We start from the raw sequence: 20,036 nt of genomic DNA, 5'->3' as shown, positions 1-20,036 counted from the left end.
AGCGAGTCAGCAGCTTGGTGTTACTCCTCCTTTGCTCCCTCGAACTGGGCCTTGAACTCCTCGAACGCCTCGTCCTCTTCACGGACGTAACCATTGCGTTCGCGGGCGATCGCGAGGCGGCGACCGAACAGCAGCATCCCGCCGGTTACGGCGGCGATCAGGCCGCCGGCGAGTCCGAGCGGCCACCAGTTGCCGTCCGCGCCGGTCTGCGCCAGTTCACCCGGTTTGCCGGGTTCCTCCGGGGTCTCCAGCACTGGGGTGACGGTGGTGGTCTCATCAGGGGCACTGCAGAGGCCGCGGTGCAGGATCAGGCCGTCCTTGTCGATTACGGTCTCCACCCAGTAATAGGTGCCGATCTCATCGAAGACCACCTCGTCCGAGGCGTACTCGCCGGGACCGTCGAGGTTGATTACGGCGGAGGTGAACACGAGCTCTTCCGCCGTGCACAGCGCCTCACCGGTGTGCTGCCGGTACGCCTCGAACACGAGCCGTGCCCCGTCAGGGACGGTGCCGGTGACAGTTGCGACATCATGCGCCGGCTCACCCAACACGACAGTGGGCACCGCATTCGTCTTCACGAGCAAGTCGTCGGGCTGCTCGATGATGACGGTCGTCTCGCCCGGCGCCCCGCACTTCCCTTCGGCGATCACGTCGCCGTCGGCGGCGTAGAGCGTTTCGACCCAGTAGACGTTCCCGGGGTCCGCGACGGTGGTGGTGCCGGAGTGGTAGATGCCGGCCTGGGTGACCGGGATCTCGTTGCTGCCGTAGAACGGCGACTCACACACCGCCCCGACCTCTGCCGGGTGCGGCCCATAGGCGCGGAACACCAGGTACGCACCGTCCGGGATTGTCGTGCCCTGCACCAGCGCGGTGTCCGAGAATGGTTCACCGACGAGCGCCTCCGGTGTAGCCTGCGTGATCACCGTCACCGGCACCTCAGTGTCGGCGGGTGGGACGTAGAAGCGTTCGAGCACATCGGTCGGCGACGATGCGTAGGGCTGCACCCGGTCGTCGCCCTCGAATGTCGTCACGAGGACGTAGAAGCCGGGCTCGGTGGGCACGATCTTGTCGTCATCTGTGTACCCGAGCTTGTAGACCCCGTTCCTGGCCGGTGTCGTGAGCTCCGCGAGCACCGGCGCGGTGGTGAGATCGAGATCATCCGCCAGCTCCGCATCCGTGGCGAAAGGCCCATAGACGGTGTGACGGAGTTCGTCGAGGTCGGCGTTCCAGTAGCCGTCGCCGGTGAAGTCACCGTGGTTTGCCGGGAACCCGCTGACGGTGACGACGTCGAACGCTCGGCCGCCGGGGTGCACGTTGTACTCCCGCATCAACGACGTCACCGTGACGGGCCATCGCACGGATGTCGTCTCGACGTTGATGCCGTAGTTGTCTTGCCAGTCGGCGGCGATGTAGTCGCGCACCCACTCCGGCTGCGAGGCCTTCTTGACCTCCCACACCCAGGTCACGAACCCACCCGACGGCGCCACCACCGACGGTGACGTGTAGACGCCAGGGCCGTCCGCCGTGACCGTGACGGTCCCGAGTGGCACCGCGTTGCCGTCGATCGCGGTGTTCTGTGCTGGGGGTAGGGTGCCGGGGACTTGGTAGACGGTGCCCTCGAACACCACCGGAATGTGTGCGCCGTCCTTCTTCAACCACGCACCATTCGAGCTGGACACGGTGATGGTGTCCGTCAGCGCGTCGCCGGGGATGGCGAGGTGCTGGTCGGCTTCGGATACGGCGACGGGCTGGAACGGCACCGCCGACGTCTCGGCGACCTGTCCGAACCGGTCGGTGAACGAGTCGGTGAGGTACTTCGCGATCTCGGCGTGTGCATCTTTGTCGATGGCCCACACCCAGGTGTAGAACCCCGACTCGGGCGCGATGATCGTGCCGGGCGACGTGTACGACCCCGCACCTGTGAGCGTCACCGTCTCGGTGCCTGCGATGGGAGCACCGGCGGGTGGGGTGTCCGATTCGGTGGGCTGCTCATCGAACGGCCCATACAAGGTGCCTTGAGCGGTCACCTCAATAGGGTTTCCGTCGAGGTGAATCCAGGTGCCCTTCGACTCCGAGACCGTGAGTCCATCCACGAACGGGTCACCCTCGGCGACGTAGCGGGAGGCGACCTGGGTGGTGATCTCCGGCTGGAAATCCAGGTCGATCACCGGCGACTCCACCTGCGCAGACAGCCCCGTGGAAGAGCCTGCGACGGCGGCGATGAGACGCTGCTGCCCAGGCGTCGCATACAGGTCAAGCGCGGCCCCGTACCCAGCGGCGGCGATGTTCATGGATGCGCCGATCTTGTACGACGGCACTCCGTCGGCTGGGGTGCCGGTGATCGGGTGCGTACCGACAGCGAGGTTCCGCGTCGAGGCCCCGTCCGAGAACACCGCATTCGTCAGCGACGCACTCCCCGTGAGGGATGCGGGGTGGGCGTTGACGGTGAGGCTGCCGTTGTACTGATCCGCCATATCCAGCGCGAGCGACAACGACGGGTCCGTGACCGCGTTCACCGCCGCCTGCTGCCGCATGGTCAAGAGGTTTGCGAGGATCGTGCCACGCTCGGACGCGGGGGTGCGGGCGACGTAGTAGTCGTCACCGGACATGCCGTGCGAGTTGTACATGCCAGGACTCGCGACCGACCACACATACAGCGCCACCGCAGCCGTCACGTTCGCATCACCGGACTGCCCCCACCGGTCCAGCACATAGTTCATCTCGGCAAGCTGCTGACGAGACAGCGAATCCAGCGACGTGATCCGCTCCGGCCCCGCCGTACTCCCATACGGAGGATCAGCGTGGAGATCCGCGCAGTACGCCTGCCGACCGTCGACACCGGTCTTGTACGCGCCGAGAAACGCACCGTCAGACCAGTAGCCGACGCCCTCACTCGCCGCATGCGCGGGCTGCGTGCTGAGCGCGAACGACCCCGCGAGCACGAGCAGAGCGAGGAACACGGACAGCCATCGTCGGAGCCTGGTCGGGGGTGGCGCAGCCACCGGCTGCGGAATTTGGGTGAGTGATCCTGACACGAGATGCCTCCTGACGTTCTGGTGAGCAGCAACCCGACACCGGGCCGCCTTCACAGCAGGTGCACCACCCAGACCCTCACAACCCAGGGCCCGGCGATCTCCGCCCCTGACCCGACTTCTCCTGATCAAGCGGATCGGCCTCGAGTCCTGCCCGCTCCCGCACTGCACGATGCGCACCGTCACGTACTCCGTGGAGCAGTTCGCGGATGTCGTCGTAGCCGGTGATGATCGACCCGAGCCCGTCACGCAGCAGTCGGTGGCACCCCGCAGACGCGGCACTCGTGAGCGGCCCAGGGATCGCGCCGACAGGACGGCCAAGTTCGATCGCGCGGGCGGCAGTGTGGAGTGATCCCGAACGGTAGCCGGCCTCAGCGATGAGGACGGTGCCGGAGAGGGCGGCGAGGAGTCTGCCGCGTTGCAGGAATCGCCACTTCGTAGGAGCCGCCCCCGGCGGCAACTCCGACAACAACAGCCCGTCCGTGCCGACACGTGCCAGGAGCTCAGTGTGCCCAGCCGGATACGGGCGGTCCATGCCGCCCGCGAGAACCGCGACCGTGGAACCACCCGATGCGAGCGCGGTCCTGTGCGCGGCACCATCGATGCCATAGGCCCCACCTGAGAGCACCGCACGAGAGTCTGCCACCGCTGACTGCACCAACTCCGCCGTGACGTGCTCCCCATACCCGGTGGATGCCCGAGCCCCAGTCACGGTGAGGCGGTCCCACACCGGGCCGGACAGGAGCGCGGTGTCTCCTTTCGCCCAGAGTGCGACGGGTGCGTGATCGCCTAGCGCATTGATCGACAGGGGCCAGTCCGCATCGCCGGGGATCAGCACCCGCATTCCGTGGCGCTCGGTCTCCGCGATAACCCGCTGTGCCTGGGTTACGTCGATGCGTGGTGCGAGGCGCCTTTGCCAGGTATCGCCATCCGGGCCGGCTGGCACCTCATTGGCGACGGCACGGGTGACGGTCTCGGTTGCGCCGACGGTGCGGATCATCCGCCCCGTCACCGAATCACCCGGTTCGGAAGCGATAGCGAGGATGATTCTCGCGGTGCGCTCGTCGGCTACCATCTCGTTGATCGTGTCCATCGGTGTTGCTCCCTCGGTCGTGTCGAATCAATCGAGGGATAGGTACGAAGCCGCACGCCAAGCTGGTCACCGAAACTGAGCCGGTCGCAGCGGGAACTTGCACCCTCACAGCACCCCACAGAGCGGCCGAGACTGGTGGAATCACGCGGAAACAGGCTTCAGAAATCCTGAACCTAAGCGTTTAGCCCTTCATCCGCGCGGTCGTGTCGAACGCGGCGAGCTCGGCCGGGTGGAGCTGATGTTGTACGACGAAGGATCGTTCCTTGATCCGCCAGAGCCCCTGCCCGGTGCCAAGGCCGGGGAGGAGTTTCTGTTCGGTGCCGGTGAGTCCGAGTGCTGCGGCGGTGGCGCCGAGTTGGTCGGGTTCTTGCCGGTAGATGATCCGTGTCTCCGCGTTCGCCAACAGTGAGTTGGCGAGGGCGCGCATGGCTGAACCGGAGTCGCCGACGTTGTCGAGGTCGGTGAGTTTGTGGAAGATCAGCATGTTCGCGATCCCGTAATGCCGCGCCAGCCGCCACTGCGCATCCATCCGTTTCAGGAGTGCTGGGTAGGCCATCAGTCGCCAGGCTTCGTCGTAGATCACCCACCGGTGCCCACCATTCGGGTCCATCAGCGCCGACTCCATCCACGCCGACGAACAGGTCATCAGCACGGAGATCAGTGTGCTGTTCTCCGCCACCCGCGATAGATCGAGCGACACCATCGGCAGTGACGGGTCGAACCGCACCGTCGATGGCCCATCGAACAACCCCGCGAGGTCGCCCGCGACGAGACGGCGCAGAGCGTGGCCGACGAGGCGACCGTCTTCCGCAAGCCGACCATCCGTATCTGTTGCCGGGTCGGGTGCGAGGATACGGTCGACGACCATCGGCAGGATCGGCACCTCCGAGGATCGGACAGTGTCTTGGAGGGCGAGGTCGATCGCCGTGTGTTCCAAAGGCGACAGCACCCGATCCAGCACCGTCTCCGCAAGCGCACCTATCAACTCACGGCGGCGTGAAGCAACCTGCGCTGTCCATTCCGCGTCGCTCACCCCGGAGGGGCGGTGACCTTCATCGAGGGGGTTGAGGCGGTTGCGGAGCCCGTGGCCGAGAACGATGGCCCGCCCGCCGACGGCTTCCGCGACGGCGGTGTGTTCGCCCTTCGGATCGCCGGGGACGTAGACGCGGCGGCCGAACGGGATCGACCGCGTGTAGAGGGATTTCGCAAGCGACGACTTTCCGGAACCGACGATGCCTGCGAGGACGATGTTGGGGGCGGTGATCATTCCGCGGGCGTAGAGGGTCCAGGGGTCGTAGACGAACGAGCCACCTGAGTAGAGGTCTTGGCCGACGAACACCCCGTCAGCACCGATGCCCCCTTCGGCAAGAAACGGATACGCGCCAGCGAGCGTCGCGGAGGTGTCCTGATGGCGTGGCAGACGGAACCTGCCCGGCGTTCTGAGCGTCGCAGCGCCTGCTTCGCCAGAGGCAGGGAGGTAGGTGGTGTTGCGGCGTTCGGCCCGCTGCGCCGCCGCCCGCTCACGTTCGGCTGCTTGGTCGATTCTGCGGGCGTTGGTTTCGATCTTCGATACGGCGTGCTTGCGCGCCTTGCGCTGCGTGCGACGTTCGCCGGCCGGTTGTACCAGTGCCGCGGTGTGGAGCTTCTGCCGCTCGCTCACAGCGCTCGCCCCCGCGGCATCGAGGACGACTGAGACGGCGCGAACCAGTCATCGTCCTCCTCCACCACCCGTGCTTGCCGACGCACCCTTCGACGTACCGGTGGTGTCCTCGATGCAGGAGCCTCCAACTCTTTTGATTCGGGCTGTATGCGGAGCAGGGAGACGTGCCCGTGGTCGTGGTTGTACGTCAACGTGTATTCGCCGTTCGCGGTGGTGCAGTCGAGGGGGCCAGTCGGGATGGTGGCGTAGACGTATCCGTTGACGAGCGCTGCCTGAGTGGTCTCTTCTCCCATGTCGAAACCCGCCAGATGCTCGATCGCCGCATCCGTACCGTCACGGTCGATGATCGTCAGCACTTCGTCGGCGTCCTGGCCTTGCAGGAACACGACACTCACCCACCGCGACACTGGAGCCGCCGCTGCCGGGTTGACGTGCCAGGCGATCCGCCCGGAGGCGGCCATTGCCGCATCCGCCCGGTCATGCACCGCATCCAGCAGTGCTGCGGCTTGCTGCAGCTCTGCGGTCGCGGCCAGCGCGTTCGTCGCGCCGGCTGCCTGATCCCCGGCATCGTCATGCGCACGCACTCGGTGCGTGACGTGCGCGGTCGCGAGCTGATCGACCACCTGCCGCAGTGATCGCACCCCAGCCAGCAGGTCACCGAGTACCGCATAGGTGTCGGCAGGGTCCTCGAACACGCGGGTCGCGTGCGCAAGCCCCCGAAGCGCTTCGGAGGCTTCCGTCGCGTCGGCGGTCGGGTTGTGGAACGTCGGCATGACTCACTCCTCAGACGATGCGGCACAGCGGCAACGCTGCGACGGTGAAGGCTTGCGCTTGCTGACCGACGAGGCGCCGGGTTTCGCAGGAGGCTTGGATCGCGGCCTGTTCGATCGCCGCGATCGCGGTGTCGAGCTCGTCCGGGGTGGGTGCGGACACGCTGATGAGGCCGGTGTAGCGGAGGACGCCGTGCCCTGCGGCGAGGTCGGCTTCTTGTTGGAGTACGTCGCCGTATTCGGCGGTTTGGGAGGCGTCTTCGATCTGCCCCATCTTGGAGCGTTGCGCCGCATCCGAGATCAGCTCGGTCTTCTTCTTCCGAATATCCCTCGCCGCTTGATCCGAACGGATCGGCGTGCAGATCAGTGAGAACGCCCGCTGGATGCCTGACGAAAGCAGTACCGGTGCGAGGAACCCTGGATACACCTGAGACCTCGGCCACTCCGATATCCAGAGCACCGCGTGATGTGCGGAGTCTGACCGCAGCCGATCCCACGACTCTGTCACCGCGACCGGCCCTGCAGTCGCGAGGCTCCGGCCGATGTCGCCGTGGCGTTCGAGGAGCGCTGCGGCGGCGGGGTCGTAGGCGGAGCGGAGGATGACGGCGACCTCGCTGGGGGTTAGCCAGGTGCCGACGGTGAGTTCCGCTGCGCGCAGCGCGGTCACGAGCGTCGTCATCTCCTGCCGGAGCACCGCCGCCGCCCCCTTGATCCCGCCACCGTTCGTCCGCACCTGCCGGGCGGCCGCACGGAGGTCGAGGGCGAGACTGATCGTCGTCGCGTGACGTTCCCCTGCGGGACCGGCACGGTCGATGAGCTCCCGGTAGACCGTCGAGGTCCACGACCCGTCATCGGTGCCGTGGCTGCGCCACCACTCAACGAGGCCCGAGCCGCCGTCGGGGAGAGTACGTTCGCACACTTGGAGACGCGCGATCCGGCCGGAGCGGCAGGCGGTGGCAAGCACCCGGCCCCAGGTGGCGACACGGCGTTCCTGTTCGCCGGGGTCGAGGAGCACGAAAGCAGGATGTGACACCGCAATGATCGCGGTGAGCGTCTGATTGTGGGGGTCGTGGATCATCGCCGCCCCCGTCTCCGGGTCCTCCCACTCCCGGAGTGCTGCCCCATCACCTGGGAGTGCGAGCGTGCCCGCGGGTCGGGGCTTCACGATCCGCCGCCGGAACACGGTCTGACGAGCTTGTGTGCGGGCGACCCACCGGAAGGTGACAGGCACCCACTCGATCAACTTCCGGCCACCAACCGGCGTCCAAGCGAGAGTTGCGCTCAGGAGCCAGATAGGTGCGGTCCAGGCAAGCAGTATCCCGCCGCCGGCGTAGAGGGCACCAACGATGGAGAGTACGCCGATGGCGAGGACGATGAGTTGCGGGAGTGAGAGGCCGAGGAGGATGCCGCGGCGGGTGAGGCGGGAGAACTGCACCGCCCGCAACCCAAACTCCACCGTGCTCTGCTGGTTCGACATCGGCTACTCCCTTCCGGTCGTCGGCTTCGGAGCCGGTGGTGGCGTCTGCTTCGCCGGTGGCACAGACGGCGACGTGGGCGGTGCCGTGGGAGTGTGGTTCGGTGCGGGAGGCGGTGCTGGCTGCGCGGTTTCGCCGGCACCGGCCGCGTGGCCTTCCGCAGCGCCACCGACAGCGCCACCGAGTTTTGGCCCCGCGGTTGCGGCGGCTTTGGCGACTTGCGCGCCGATCACGACCGCAGCCGCAGGCCCTGCAGCGGCTGCACCAGCACCTGTCCCAGCACCGGCCGCACCAGCTCCACCTCCCGCGCTCCCTGCGCCAGCACCAGCGGCGGCGCCGGAACCACCGCTCGCCGCTGCTCCACCACCAGCACTGGGCGCCACTGTCGATGCGGGTGACATGCCACCACCAGACGGTGCCGCGCCCCCACCCTTGTCGCCGGCGCCGTCGAGGACCTTCTTTGCCCCGTCAGTCTTCGGGGCCGAGGGCACTGGCACGGGGCGGTTGAGGGCGGATTTGGCTTCTTGTTCGGCGCTCATCGAGTGGTACATGTCGAAGCCGACGAAGCTGACGAACTTGTACGTCATATAGGGGGCGAACGCGGCGATGAACATCAGCACGACCCCGGCGATGGGGTCGCTGATCGACGCGAGATCCAGTTCGATCGGGGCGGAGACTTGGGTGATGGCGACGAGGAAGATCACCACGAGGACGAGCTTGGACAGGATCAGGGCGATCACGAACGTCGCCCACTTCGAGAACCACCCCTTGGTGGCATCCCAGGAGAACCCGGCGAGGGCGATGGGTGCGAACACGATCGCGACCAGCAGGAGGGCTTTGCGGATCAGGAGGGAGAACCACACGATCGCAGCCGCCGAAATGGCGAGGCCGGCGAGAAAGATCGTGACGATCGCACCCACACCGGGGGCTGCGATGTTGATCCCTGCGAACCCGGCGGCGAGGAGGGTGATGCGGTCGCCGATGGATTCCATCGTGTTCCCTGTGGCTTGCACGATCCCGATCGCGAGCTGATCCGTGATCTCCAACAGGAGACCGGTGAGGCCGATGGCGACGAATGAGCCGAGGATGCTTTTCGCGGCGCCGAGGGCTGCGCGGGTGAGGGCGGTGGGGTCGCGGTGGATGAGGCCGGTGATCAGTTGCAGGCAGAAGAAGATCAGCACCACGAACACCGCCACCCCGAACAGGATGTTGTAGACCCCGATATAGCCGGGGTCGGATACGTCGACGAGGGTGGTGGTGTCGAACACCGCCCAGACGGCCTCGAACAGCCGGGCGGCGGCGCCTCCCATGGCTTGGGCGAGCCAGTCGAACGGGGCCGCGATCAAGGTGGCGGCGCCTTGCCCGACGGTGTCGCACACGGCCGAGATCACCGGCACATCACACACACTCATCACATCCTCCTTCCCACGCGAACGTTGGGGTTAGACGGCTTGGCCGACGCCCCAGAAGAAGTTGATGAGCGTCACGGCGGCGCCGCAGATGATCGCCGCCCCACACGACACGAGCACCCCGAGCTTCCCTCGCGACGCGAGATGCGGATTCGAGGAGTTCGCGCCGAAGCCCCATACGATCGCGGAGACGATCAGGGCGAGGACGGACAGGATCAGGCCGACGGTCATCACCGCGCCGACGATGATGCGCAACTGCTCGATCCCGGGAAGCCCGGTACCGTTCGGATCAATATCAATCACAGGGATGCTCCTTCAGCTCACAAACGCCAGGGATGGCGGACTTGCCAGCCAGGTGCACCCATGCCCCCTCGGTACTCTGTGTGGGATGGGGAATCGTGAGAGATCGGCTCTCGTGGAGCGGAGCGACGGCTTCAACTACGGCTATGCGATGAACTGCACCTGCGGGAGGGTTTCGGTTCTCTCAGCGGAGGACTATTACGTCGAGGCCGACGGTGCACACATGAATTGCGCGCACTGCGGAACCAGCATCCACTTCGGAATCGCCGTTGCCGCGCTTCGCAACCAAGACGATCCTGCGCTCGATGACGAAGCAGTGACCCGCTTCGCCTGGTACCACACGAGCACTGAACCAGACTGGCCGTCGTCGGACTACGCCCGCCGGTTTATCCAGGACATGGAGCAAAACGGTCACCGGCCAGTAAACCGGGCTCACTACGTCTCGACGCACACGACGAAAGCGCTCCACCTTGGCACCTACGAGACGGCGGTCGAGAACATGCTGCGACGGATGCATGACGAGCACGACGGCGGTTCCCCGTTCTACCTCTACCGAGTGGCGATTGAGCTTCGTCCTGGCCGCATCAACCCGGGCTATCGAGACGAAAACCACGACGACGCAGCACAGCTCAGCATCAGCGAACTCGACAGAGACAGCCTCGATGCCGTCCGCTACCTCAATGTCCACGAAGGGACAGGCCTTCTCTCGCTCGCGATTCGCCCTGAGGTCATCACAGCTGTGCAGCGCATGCCAATTCCACTCCCAGAACTCGCTCTGCCTCCCATGCCTGGCTTTCTAGACCGAGAGATCACTGCGCTGGCGCATGCAAAAGACGAGATGGAAGCTGCGCAAGCCAAGGTTGAGTCCATCCCGCATGGTCGTCGCCGGATGATGTACTTCGGCGTCTACGACGACCCGGATGGTCTCGCAAAGAAGGCTGGCGACCTCGAACATCGTTACATCGATCTATGGAATCAACTCGAAGACCAGTTGGCGGAGGCCTATCTGCCAAGCGCCTCGCGACCGATCCGCCGTGACTTCAACGAAGCGATGGGAAGCTGGAAGAGCGCGCACCCAACCGCCGATCCCCAGACCTTCATCTCGAGATACCGGGCCATGGCTGCACTGATCGAAAAGAGCCCGGAAGTGATCAGCGAACTCGCGCACCAGCCATGGCGAGACCTACGTTCCTTCGGAACCAGAAAAAGGCTCAAAGGAAGAAGCCAATACCTATAGCCTCTCGCCGACATCGAGGAGGAAGTTCACCCATGCCACTCCGGCGCCGGCGAGGGCTGCGGCGCCGAGGGCGACCCAGGCTCCGATCCTGGCTTTGGTGGCGGTGTGGGCGTTGCCGGTTGAGGAGGCGACAGCCCAGATGATCGCGGAGACGATCAGCATGAGTACCGCGATGATGAGGACGAACATCAGCAACGCGCCGACGATGCTGCGGAGGTCGTCCGCTGCGCCGACGCCGCCGAAGTCGGGGAACACCATCAGCGCCCACCCCCACCCAGCGTGCAGGACGCGCGAGAGGTAGTGCCGCCGGTGATGCCTTCCGCGCCTTGGTCGGTGAGCCATTGGTCGGCGTCGATCGCTGGCTGCCCCGTGCCGCCGGGCCGGATTTCGAGGTGGAGGTGGGGTCCGGTGGATTTCCCAGACGATCCGACATCGCCGATGTGTTGCCCTGCGGTGACGGTCATCCCTTCGGTGACGTGGATGCCGTACTCCCGCATATGCGCGTAATACGACGCCACCCGTTCCCCGCCGACGGTGTGCTCAACGATGATGAGCCCACCCCACCCTCCGGTGTATCCGGCGTGGGTGACGATCCCGTCGGCGACAGCGTAGATCGGGGTGCCGTCTGCGGCGGCGAAGTCGCTACCGGAGTGGAACGCCTGCTCGAAGGTGATCGGGTCAGTACGCCACCCGAACGGACTCGTCCGCACCCAGGTGCCCTCCGGCAATGGGAACACGATCCGGGTGGTTTCCGGCACCACCACCTCACCGGCGCCGCCGTCAGAGGTGGGTGCGGGCTTGGTGAGGGCGGTGAGGATTGCTTCGGCGACGGGCTGATAGTTCTGATACCTGTCCGGGTAGGCGGACACCTCCACGGCCTGCGCTGCCTCTCCGGGGTCGAGCTGCTGCCACCCCGGAATGTCGAGGAGCCCGCGCGGTGAGGGGTAGTTGGGGCCGGTGGGTCCGCCGTAGAACGCTCTCGCTTGGTAGTTCGGGTCCATGAGCTCAGGCACGGTGCCCCAGCCGGCTTGCGGGCGCATCTGGAACAGGCCAAGGGAGTCGTGGTCGGAGGCGTCGCCGTCGTTGGGGTAATTGGCGGACTCGGGGTAGGTGCCGGTGTTTGCGAGCATCCGCAGATGCGACTCCGTGAGCGCCGCCATCAACGCGATCACCACTCCCGGACGTCTCACCCCGTCGGTTTGCCCGCCGACCGTGATGATCGTTGCGGCATGAGTGAGTTGCTGCCGGTTCAGCGTGACCGTTTCGCCGTTCTTCGTGGTCGCGGTGAGCGAGTCCGGGATCGGCCCGACAATGAGCGAACCCGGCGCACAAGCCGCGACGGCAGGGATGGCGAGGACAGCGACGGAGAGCAGCACGATCGCGGGGCCGAAGCACACCGCGGCGATGGCAAGAGAGGCGAGGAGTTTCTTGAGCATGACGGGTCACCGCAGCGGGTTGTCGAGCTGCGACAGCCGCAAGAGCGTGCAGGTCTCGGTGATCGGATCGGCAGGGGCTGGTGCGGGGTTTCGTTCGGGGGTGCAGGTGAGGAACACGGTGAACGCCACGTCGTGCGTGGTGGTGATGGGGTCGGTGCCCCAGTAGCCGGTGCGGTGGCGGGTGCCGGTGATCGTGTACGCGATCGCACCGTCGGGAATCTGCCCCGCCGCCGCCTGCGCCACCGCGTCCTCCCACACGGCAGGGATCTCGATCGTGTCGATGGTCAGCCACTGCCTCGTCTGATGCGGACGCAACTGCGCCCACGCTTCTGTGGTGGGCAGGTAGGCGCGCACATCAGAGGCTGCGGCGTCGGCCTCCTCATCCGCGGTGACATCAGCGAGCATCTGCGCATAGTCCGCGGGCCCGTATCCGCTGGTGGTATCCCAGGTGAACAGCGCCTCCGCGACCGCGACCGCGAACTCCTCCTGCCCGCCAACAGTGACTACCGGCTCCGGACCCGAAGACGTGTCTGCGGGCGGCGTCGTTGCCGGGCTCTCCGTGATGGCGGGGTCCACAGACTCGGCGGTGCGAGGTCCGCGGATGAGGCCGTAGACGCCAACGCCGACGAGGATGAGCAGGACGATCGCGCCTGCGATGGCGGCGATCAAGAATGTGCGGTGGCGGCGAGCAGTGGGGTCCATCCTGGTGTCCTTCCCGACATGTGCGGATCACCAGACAGGTGCGCTCAGGCGTTCAGGCGACGGAACCGACTCGGCGAGTCAGGCGGTGTGCCGGTGTGCGTCCCGTGCGGCGCGGGCGACATCCAAGAACGCGACTGTCGCGGCGACGGCCTGCTCGAACATGACCCACTGCTCCTTCGAGAGGGCGAGGCCGATAGCTTCGGGGTCGTAGCGTTCCGTCCAGGTTGAGAGCTCGTCCCAGAGATAGACGAACGACCGCACCGGCAGGAACTCCCGTGCTGGTTCCTCGACGGCGTGGAGGCGCGCGGACGCGAGCTGGTTGGGGCGTTTTTTCGTCGCGGTCTTCGCCCGCTCGACCGCAATCTCAGCCAGTCGTTGCAAGTCCGCGGGCCTGGCGGTGTGTTCGAGTTCCCGCAGGCGTGCTGCGCCGGACGCGGCAGTATCGCGGATGCCTGCCGGCTGTGCGGGATCGGCGACGAGGGTGTCGAGCTCGGCCAGGCATTGTGCTGCCCGGATACGCTGTTGTGCCCCGGTGATCGACCCGCCTGCGTCGATCCGGTCAAGCTCGTGGGACGCCCGTTCCCGGACATCGTCAGGCTGGGAGAGATCGGCGGCGATCTGCTGCAACTCGTTGATGCGTTCCAGCGAGGTGTAGGCGTTGCGTCCGGTCACCATGAGTGCGGCTTGCTGGCGGGTTTCGCCTTTCTGCGGTGCCGCCACGGTGGCGGCACCGTTTGACCTGGGGTTTTCTTGTTTCGAGGTGAACCGTGACGCTTCCTGTCGGCCTGCCGCGTCCTCGGCCATGAGGGCTTTCAGCTCGGCGTAGAGCGTGGCTTCTTCGGTGCGGGTGAGGGGCTTGTGGAGCAGGTTGTCGTCCTGTTCGGCGAGGAGCTGCCCGAGGGTGGTAGAGATGCCGGAGCGCACCCACACATTCACGGTCTTCCACTCGAGTTTGCGGATGGCGGCAAGGCGGCGGGCGCCGCAGATCAGCATCCCGTCCGGGGTGATCGTGATCGGCTGCAACAGTCCCTCGCGCGCGATCGACTCCACCAGCGGGTCGAGGTCGCCAAAGTCTTCCCGGTGGCGGCGTCCGGACCAGATCGAATGTACGGCCCGCTCCAGCTCGATATGCCCCGGCTCGCTCATGGCCGGCCCCGCATGATGCCAGGGGCGGCGACCTTGATCGCGGCCCCCAGTTCGGTGTCATCCATGAGATGCCAGAGGGCTTCACCGATCAGGAGCCGCAACAGCAACCCGCGGCCCGCATTCGTTCCGGCCAGGTGCGTGTCGGGAGAACCGAGGATGATCCGCAGCAGCCGATACCAAGACGGGGCAGGGATGTCCAGGAGCGCGCGGGCGTGACGATCCCGCCGCAGCGACTCATATGCCCCGGCGCGGGAGACGGATTCTGCCAGGCGGGCACAGATGCACTCGATGCTCGCGCGAGCGAGTTCTGGTTCCCACCCGTGCCAGCACAACAGCGCGATCGTGTCCTCCACCGCCGATTCCACCCCGGTCGACCCTGATGATTCGATCTCGCCGCCGGTATCGGCGTCGTCGTCGTCGGTGAAGGGGTCGGCGCGGAACGCGGGGTGGTAGTCGGTGATCGGGTTCTCGCGGTCGGAGAAGCGTTCGGCGTCATGGAAACTCGAGTACCGAGGCCGGCGTGCCTGATGCACCGAACAGAGCAGCCCGTTAGCGCGGTTCTCTGCGATGCAGGTGATCTGCACGGCGCGGGTGATGACTGCCCACGGGTCATCGGCTCGGCGGACGGCGGCGGTGCGCATCGCCTCGAACGCCGCCGTCGCCGCCTCCCACGGATCAAGCCCATGCTTGCGCGCGAGAGCCGCGTACTTCTGGGCGGCGTGCCGCATGAGCGCTGCCGCTTCCGCGTCTGTTCGCCAGGCGTCTGGTCCATCGTCGTTCAGGCGGGTGAGGAGTTCGCGGAGTCGTTCTGAGTTCTCGAAACCCTGCCCGCGGCGGTTGGGGCCTGTGTTGTGATGTTGTGGCATGGTGGCACCTCCTGACAGGCAGGTGCGCGCCGGCTCCCCACCGACCCTGTCGCGCCATCGTCTTCTGCGCATGGCGGTTCACCCCAGCCCGATCCCGGACGGCCGCACCCACGACGACGAGCGCGGCCGATCCTGCGGCTCGAACACATCGAACGACTCGAACACCGACGCCTCATCGGTAACCGTTCGTTCAGCGCGGCGATCCCGGATGCTGCGAACACCGTTACGAGTTGCTCGGTAGGCGTGGCCTGGTGCACGGCGGGCACAGTGTGCGAGTTCGGTCTGGAAGTTGATGCCGCGGCCAGCGATCCGGGCGGTGCTCGACGCGATCAGATCGGTGGGGCGTACCCACGCGATCCCATGCCCCACCCGCGAACCAGGACCAGTGCTGGTGGTGAGCGAGGGGTCGCGGTGCACAGCGAACGCCGAACGCTCCGCCTCTGACCCCTCCACCGACTCCAGCCGAACATCCAGTGGCTCAGTCCGGTTCGTCTCTGCAACGTCGTTCACGATGTCTCCTCCTTCACTTCAGCGCCGAACCAGCGGCCCACAGTCGACGGGTGCACGCCCAGGTGCCGGGCGATCTGCTTGTTCGACCACCCCTCCACCTCCCGCAGTTGCGCCGCCTCCTCCCGCCGCTCGCTTACCGGCACCACCGGGACCGGCGGCTTGGACGTCGGTGCGTCTTCCAGCCCCGGCACGGCATCACCTGTTGTCGCCACAGCGCGCACGACCGGCGCCAGGTCCGGCACGGTCTCGTTTGCTTTCGTGATCGGAGCGACGGGGCGGGTGAGCATGACGGTCAAATGAGTGATTGCGAGCAGCACGAGCGGTGGGATCGCGGCGACCGATGCGGCAAGGACGCTGAGAACGTCGGTGTCGGCGGCGATGATCGCGTGGATCGCGTTCGCAGTCACCGACACCACAGCCCCCGCAGCAAGCAACGTCCAGGGATACCAAGTAGGTCGGTGCTGGCTGGCGAGAGCGACGACGGCGACGGTTGCGACGACGATGATGCCGTCCACGATCAACGGCCACGCCCACGCCTGCCGCGCATCAATCCCAGACCGCCGAGCCAGATCAGCAAGCGCCGTGAACGACAACCAGAACGCCCCCGCTGCGATGAACACCGTGCCCGTGATCGCCGTGACCACTGCCAACTGGCGGCCCCGCGGCATCACCGTCTCCGCAGTGTTCATGAGAGCACCCGCCCCGGTGATTCGCGCACGAGATGCCGCCGATCCGCCACGGGCTCTGCGTCAGCACGGTGCATGGGGTGGGTGGTGCGGTAGGCGGAACGGATCGTCGCCATGATCTCCCGTGACCTCAGCCCCGCGTGTTCGGCCGCAGGCCCGAGGGCTTCGAGAGTCGCATCGGGAGGGGTGCCGGCTTCGGCGAGACGACACGCAGCCCAGAACAGGCCCCGGTTCCGCTCACCCTCGCCACGCCCAGCCACCCAACCGGCAAGCACCTTCGCATCCGAACCCCGCCGCTCGAACCGTGACGCACGGGCACGGTCGAGCGGGATCGGGGTGCGAAGGTCAAGGAAGTCGCGCAGCCGTGCCGCATCGACCGGGGCCGGATTGTTGCCGGCGACGACCAGCCGGTAGGGAGCACGCACGCCGCCGGGGCGAAGCACCTTCGAGGGCGGGGCGATGATGTAGCCACCATCACCACGGAAATCGACATGCGCATTCGCTGCCTGCCACGACGACTGCGACCGACCGGAGTCTGCCGGGTAGTAGGCATGGAGCCCGCCAGAGGGTGTGCGCACCAGCGCCGCCCACCCTGCGGCAAGGCCTTCACGGTGTGCTGCACGGAAGGCTGGGAATCCGGTGCCGGTGGAGTGCAGGTCGACATCGAGGACCTCCACCCCGGACGCGGCGCCGGTGGGAATGCCGATGTTTGCCGCCGGCCACCGCCGCCACCACTCCGACACCTGCGCAGGATCGGCAGTCGCGTTGTGGAAGCCGCGGCGCACCAGCGGCCGCTTCTCACCCGGCACACACGGGAACACCGGAACCCCCGCCGCCGCGAACCGCGCCGCAGCCTCCGGGAGCGGCATCCGACCGACCTCGGAGAACAGGTCAACAGCACCCATCACAGGCTCCTCACCGAAGAGACGACCGGACGGCGCGGTTCCTCAACCGACAAGTCAGCCGCAGCATCGACCATCGGCGCGGGAGGCTTCTTCGCGGAGGGGTCACGGCTGAGACCAGGAGGATCACCGTTGCCGATCTGCGCGGTCGGGAGCTGATCGAGAATCGCGGCGGCGGTCTTGCGGACGCGTTCGCCTGTGCCTTGGACGACTTCGACCGGGGACTTCTCCGGCACCGTCGCCGCCCACCCCGACACATACGGCACCGTGCAATCACTGGTATCCATGCCATGCGCCGCAGCGACCATCAACGCCACCGAATCCGCCTCGACCTCACCGATTCCGCGATGCCCTGTCGCATCGGGATTATCCGGTCCGTGGAGGAGCACGTGGGCGAGCTCGTGCACGAGAGTCTTCACCTGTGCCGCCTCGGGCATGTTCTCCCGCACCGCCACCGTCCGCGCACCGAAATCGGTGAGGCCGTTCGCACCGTGGATCATGCCCTCGTGCGACACCCGCAACACCGTGAACCCCTGCGCCTCGACTTGCACGGCGATGCCCTTCCAGAGCCCATCGGGTGCTTCGCCTTCGAGCAACCGGGGTGACGGCGGGACAGGTATCGGATCACCCGCGGTCTGCGAAACATCCCACACATAGGCGGGGCGAACACCGACCATGCGGGACCGCACCGCCTCACCCGGCTTCGGCTTCTCGAACCGGCCAAGCCTTCGCCACGACTCCGCCACCTTCGGCGTGAACGACGCGAAACGGCCCGTGACGGGCGCGAGGATCATGTACCCCGACTGGCCCTTCTCCACCTGCCGGCCGAGCGCCTGCCACTGCTTGAACCCCGCCACATACGACGGCACTGGCTCCGGCACTCGGCCTGTCTCGAACGCTGCCTGATGCTGCACGAAGATCAGCAGCGTGTTATTGAACGAACGGGCACGGAACCGGGCCGCGAACTCTAACGCCTGCTTCCAGTCCTCACCCGACACCAACGACTCGACCGCGCCGGTGAGCTGTTCATGGAGGGCATCGAGCTTCGCATCTCGCGCAGCCCGCGCCTCTTCGCTGGTCGCCATCGTCGTCCTCCTTCCGCAGGTACCCGCAACACGGCGGGTGACCTCTGCGACCAGAAGGTGCGCGAAGGGACTCAGGAAACGCAATCGAGACGGACGACGGACAGAAAGTGAGCGACCGCCAGGTGCATCACTGAACCCGACGTGGTCAAACTTGGTCTAGCTCATTCGGGAGAGTCCTGGTGATCCGTGCGCAAAAAGATGAGCGTTTCACCCGGCAAGACGCGCGTTCACTCAGGGTTGAAGGGCGCCGGGACAACCTCGCTGATTCTGCGGTACTCGCTGGGGGAAACGCCGACACTCCGGCGGAACTGAAGTGCAGCGAAGTCAGGATCCCCCCAGCCCACCTGGGCCGCGATCTCAGAGATGGGCGCGTTATCCACACGCAGTAGGTGAGCCATGCGCTCGGCACGAAGCATCGTCAAGTAGGAGATCGGCGACTTACCAAAGGCCTCGACGAACACCCGCCGCAACTGAGACACGGACAAGTGCGCTCGGGCTGCGAGCTCAGTCACAGTCCAGTGCCGATCCAACTCCGCACGCAGGACCTGCGCGACCTCAAGAACCTCTGGACGTACCGGACGGAATTGACGATGACGTGGCACGGTGGGCGCCGATACACTTCGCCGCGCGCCAGCTGTCCCTTCATTGGCAACCACAATGAACGGAACCAGAATGTCGAACACGGCGGAGACGAGCGATTGCGCTCGATAGAACCGATCAGGAGGAAGGCCGTCTACGCTCAATGCAACCAACTCATCGAGCCATGGCATCATCAGTCCCGCCTTGTGCCTACCGATACGGACCACCTGGGTGGGTTCTGCGTAATGGGCGTCAAGGAACTGACTGGCGTCGAGCCGCTCATGGAACCGGGACGCGTACTGCCAGAACACTTGATCGATGACATAGTCTCGGTCAAGGTAGAGCGTCGTGGTCGAAATCCACCCCTCGGGCTCAGCTCCACAGAGAGTGTTCGCGGCCAGAATCACGACGTCACCCATGCTGACGAAGTGCACGCCAAACTCACTGAACAGTCGAGCTCTGCCCGCGCGAACGACGATGAACTTGAGACAGTCAAAAGCGATCGGGTCAACCGGGGCGTGTGCGACCTGGGTTCGGGCGAGGAGTGGCGAAAACGTGGCCACCGGCGCCAACGACACACCGTTGGGCCTCGTGAATACGTCCTGTCGACCATCGACCGTCATACTCGCTAATCGAAGGCTAGTCGCCGCCGAGAATCGAGTACCCCTAACAGTACCCATACGATGCGGGCCGAGAACCCTAACGCTGGCCTCGCACTGGACTCACAGAATCGAAGGTTGAGTCGGGTCTGTCACCAGAACATCGGTAGAAGTGACGCAAGGAACCCTACTACTGCGGTGCTGAGCATGGTGATCGCGAGAGTCCAGCATAAGCGCTCAGCGTGGGAGCGCTTATGAAGTTCAAGTCTCTCTGGATCGCGTTCTGATACGAAACCTGTGACGCTTGTCGATTCGCGGTCACGGATCTCGTCGCGTGCTGTCAGGGGGCGCGTGTAGGTGCGGTCCTGCACGCTCCACATCGCGATCGGTCTCTGGTCGAGGTCCTCGACGATGGTGACGTTCGTGGTGAGGCGGGGCCCGTCGATGGCGCGGATGATGAGGGCGGCGATGGCGAAAGGGACGCCGATGATCGCACCGATCCAGGACAGCAGCTCACCGATGATGCCGATGGTGTCGAGGATGCTCAAG

The 20,036-nt window shown here is 66.0% G+C and carries 19 protein-coding genes; 1 reads left to right on the top strand and 18 read right to left on the bottom strand.

Going from position 1 to position 20,036, the window contains the following annotated elements; translation table 11 throughout:
* Nucleotides 1-20 precede the first annotated feature (20 nt).
* The 7 genes from FB459_RS10270 to FB459_RS10240 all read right to left on the bottom strand — a co-directional run bounded on the left by FB459_RS10270 (nt 21) and on the right by FB459_RS10240 (nt 9,742).
* Nucleotides 21-2,960 carry a hypothetical protein gene (locus FB459_RS10270; RefSeq protein WP_141928427.1) on the bottom strand — a complete coding sequence of 980 codons (2,940 nt, stop codon included), beginning with the start codon at nt 2,958-2,960 and terminating at the stop codon, nt 21-23.
* Nucleotides 2,961-3,111: 151 nt separating this feature from the next.
* Entirely contained in the window at nt 3,112-4,125 is a 1,014-nt protein-coding gene (gene dprA / locus FB459_RS10265) for a DNA-processing protein DprA (RefSeq protein WP_141928426.1), read from the bottom strand.
* A 181-nt stretch (nt 4,126-4,306) separates the two neighbouring features.
* Nucleotides 4,307-5,785, bottom strand: coding sequence for an ATP-binding protein (locus FB459_RS10260; protein ID WP_141928425.1), 1,479 nt, complete (start codon nt 5,783-5,785; stop codon nt 4,307-4,309).
* The gene (locus tag FB459_RS10255) at nt 5,782-6,558 is read right to left on the bottom strand and encodes a hypothetical protein (protein WP_141928424.1); all 777 of its coding nucleotides are present in this window, start codon (nt 6,556-6,558) and stop codon (nt 5,782-5,784) included. Before FB459_RS10255 ends, FB459_RS10260 begins: the two co-directional genes overlap by 4 nt.
* Before the next feature lie 10 nt (nt 6,559-6,568).
* Nucleotides 6,569-8,032 (bottom strand): SCO6880 family protein, encoded by a 1,464-nt coding sequence (locus FB459_RS10250; protein WP_141928423.1) that lies wholly within the window; start codon nt 8,030-8,032, stop codon nt 6,569-6,571.
* A 3-nt stretch (nt 8,033-8,035) separates the two neighbouring features.
* The gene (locus FB459_RS10245; protein WP_141928422.1) at nt 8,036-9,442 is read right to left on the bottom strand and encodes a TrbL/VirB6 family protein; all 1,407 of its coding nucleotides are present in this window, start codon (nt 9,440-9,442) and stop codon (nt 8,036-8,038) included.
* Nucleotides 9,443-9,472: 30 nt separating this feature from the next.
* Nucleotides 9,473-9,742 (bottom strand): DUF6112 family protein, encoded by a 270-nt coding sequence (locus FB459_RS10240; RefSeq protein WP_141928421.1) that lies wholly within the window; start codon nt 9,740-9,742, stop codon nt 9,473-9,475.
* 85 nt (nt 9,743-9,827) lie between these two features.
* Here FB459_RS10240 and FB459_RS10235 point away from each other — a divergent pair, with 85 nt between their 5' ends.
* Complete coding sequence (locus tag FB459_RS10235) at nt 9,828-10,976, top strand: hypothetical protein (RefSeq protein ID WP_141928420.1); 1,149 nt, start codon at nt 9,828-9,830, stop codon at nt 10,974-10,976.
* Here the strand turns inward: FB459_RS10235 and FB459_RS10230 are convergent.
* The 11 genes from FB459_RS10230 to FB459_RS10180 form a co-directional block, all read right to left on the bottom strand.
* Complete coding sequence (locus FB459_RS10230) at nt 10,971-11,237, bottom strand: DUF6112 family protein (protein WP_141929508.1); 267 nt, start codon at nt 11,235-11,237, stop codon at nt 10,971-10,973. The two genes, FB459_RS10235 and FB459_RS10230, sit on opposite strands and share 6 nt — an antisense overlap.
* On the bottom strand, nt 11,234-12,412 hold the full coding sequence (locus FB459_RS10225) for a M23 family metallopeptidase (RefSeq protein WP_141928419.1): 1,179 nt from the start codon (nt 12,410-12,412) through the stop codon (nt 11,234-11,236). The genes FB459_RS10230 and FB459_RS10225 overlap by 4 nt, the downstream gene beginning before the upstream one ends.
* Nucleotides 12,413-12,418: 6 nt before the next feature.
* Entirely contained in the window at nt 12,419-13,114 is a 696-nt protein-coding gene (locus tag FB459_RS10220) for a hypothetical protein (RefSeq protein ID WP_141928418.1), read from the bottom strand.
* A 78-nt stretch (nt 13,115-13,192) separates the two neighbouring features.
* The gene (locus FB459_RS10215; protein WP_141928417.1) at nt 13,193-14,260 is read right to left on the bottom strand and encodes a ParB N-terminal domain-containing protein; all 1,068 of its coding nucleotides are present in this window, start codon (nt 14,258-14,260) and stop codon (nt 13,193-13,195) included.
* Complete coding sequence (locus FB459_RS10210) at nt 14,257-15,126, bottom strand: hypothetical protein (protein WP_141928416.1); 870 nt, start codon at nt 15,124-15,126, stop codon at nt 14,257-14,259. The genes FB459_RS10215 and FB459_RS10210 overlap by 4 nt, the downstream gene beginning before the upstream one ends.
* A gap of 78 nt (nt 15,127-15,204) precedes the next feature.
* Nucleotides 15,205-15,636: a hypothetical protein gene (locus tag FB459_RS10205; protein ID WP_141928415.1), complete on the bottom strand. Its 432-nt coding sequence runs from the start codon at nt 15,634-15,636 to the stop codon at nt 15,205-15,207.
* Entirely contained in the window at nt 15,633-16,325 is a 693-nt protein-coding gene (locus FB459_RS10200) for a DUF2637 domain-containing protein (protein ID WP_141928414.1), read from the bottom strand. The genes FB459_RS10205 and FB459_RS10200 overlap by 4 nt, the downstream gene beginning before the upstream one ends.
* Nucleotides 16,322-17,227, bottom strand: a complete 906-nt coding sequence (locus tag FB459_RS10195) for a bifunctional DNA primase/polymerase (RefSeq protein WP_141928413.1) — start codon at nt 17,225-17,227, stop codon at nt 16,322-16,324. The genes FB459_RS10200 and FB459_RS10195 overlap by 4 nt, the downstream gene beginning before the upstream one ends.
* Entirely contained in the window at nt 17,227-18,309 is a 1,083-nt protein-coding gene (locus FB459_RS10190) for an ArdC-like ssDNA-binding domain-containing protein (protein WP_141928412.1), read from the bottom strand. The genes FB459_RS10195 and FB459_RS10190 overlap by 1 nt, the downstream gene beginning before the upstream one ends.
* Before the next feature lie 227 nt (nt 18,310-18,536).
* Entirely contained in the window at nt 18,537-19,511 is a 975-nt protein-coding gene (locus FB459_RS10185; RefSeq protein ID WP_141928411.1) for an AraC family transcriptional regulator, read from the bottom strand.
* Nucleotides 19,512-19,639: 128 nt separating this feature from the next.
* A complete protein-coding gene (locus FB459_RS10180) occupies nt 19,640-20,035 on the bottom strand; it encodes a hypothetical protein (RefSeq protein ID WP_026937592.1) in 396 nt (131 codons plus the stop codon).
* Nucleotide 20,036: the final 1 nt, after the last annotated feature.

Origin of the sequence: Yimella lutea, assembly GCF_006715095.1 — a bacterium.
In the GTDB taxonomy this organism is placed as follows: Bacteria; Actinomycetota; Actinomycetes; order Actinomycetales; family Dermatophilaceae; genus Yimella; species Yimella lutea.
This window is presented reverse-complemented; position numbering and strand designations above follow the sequence as displayed.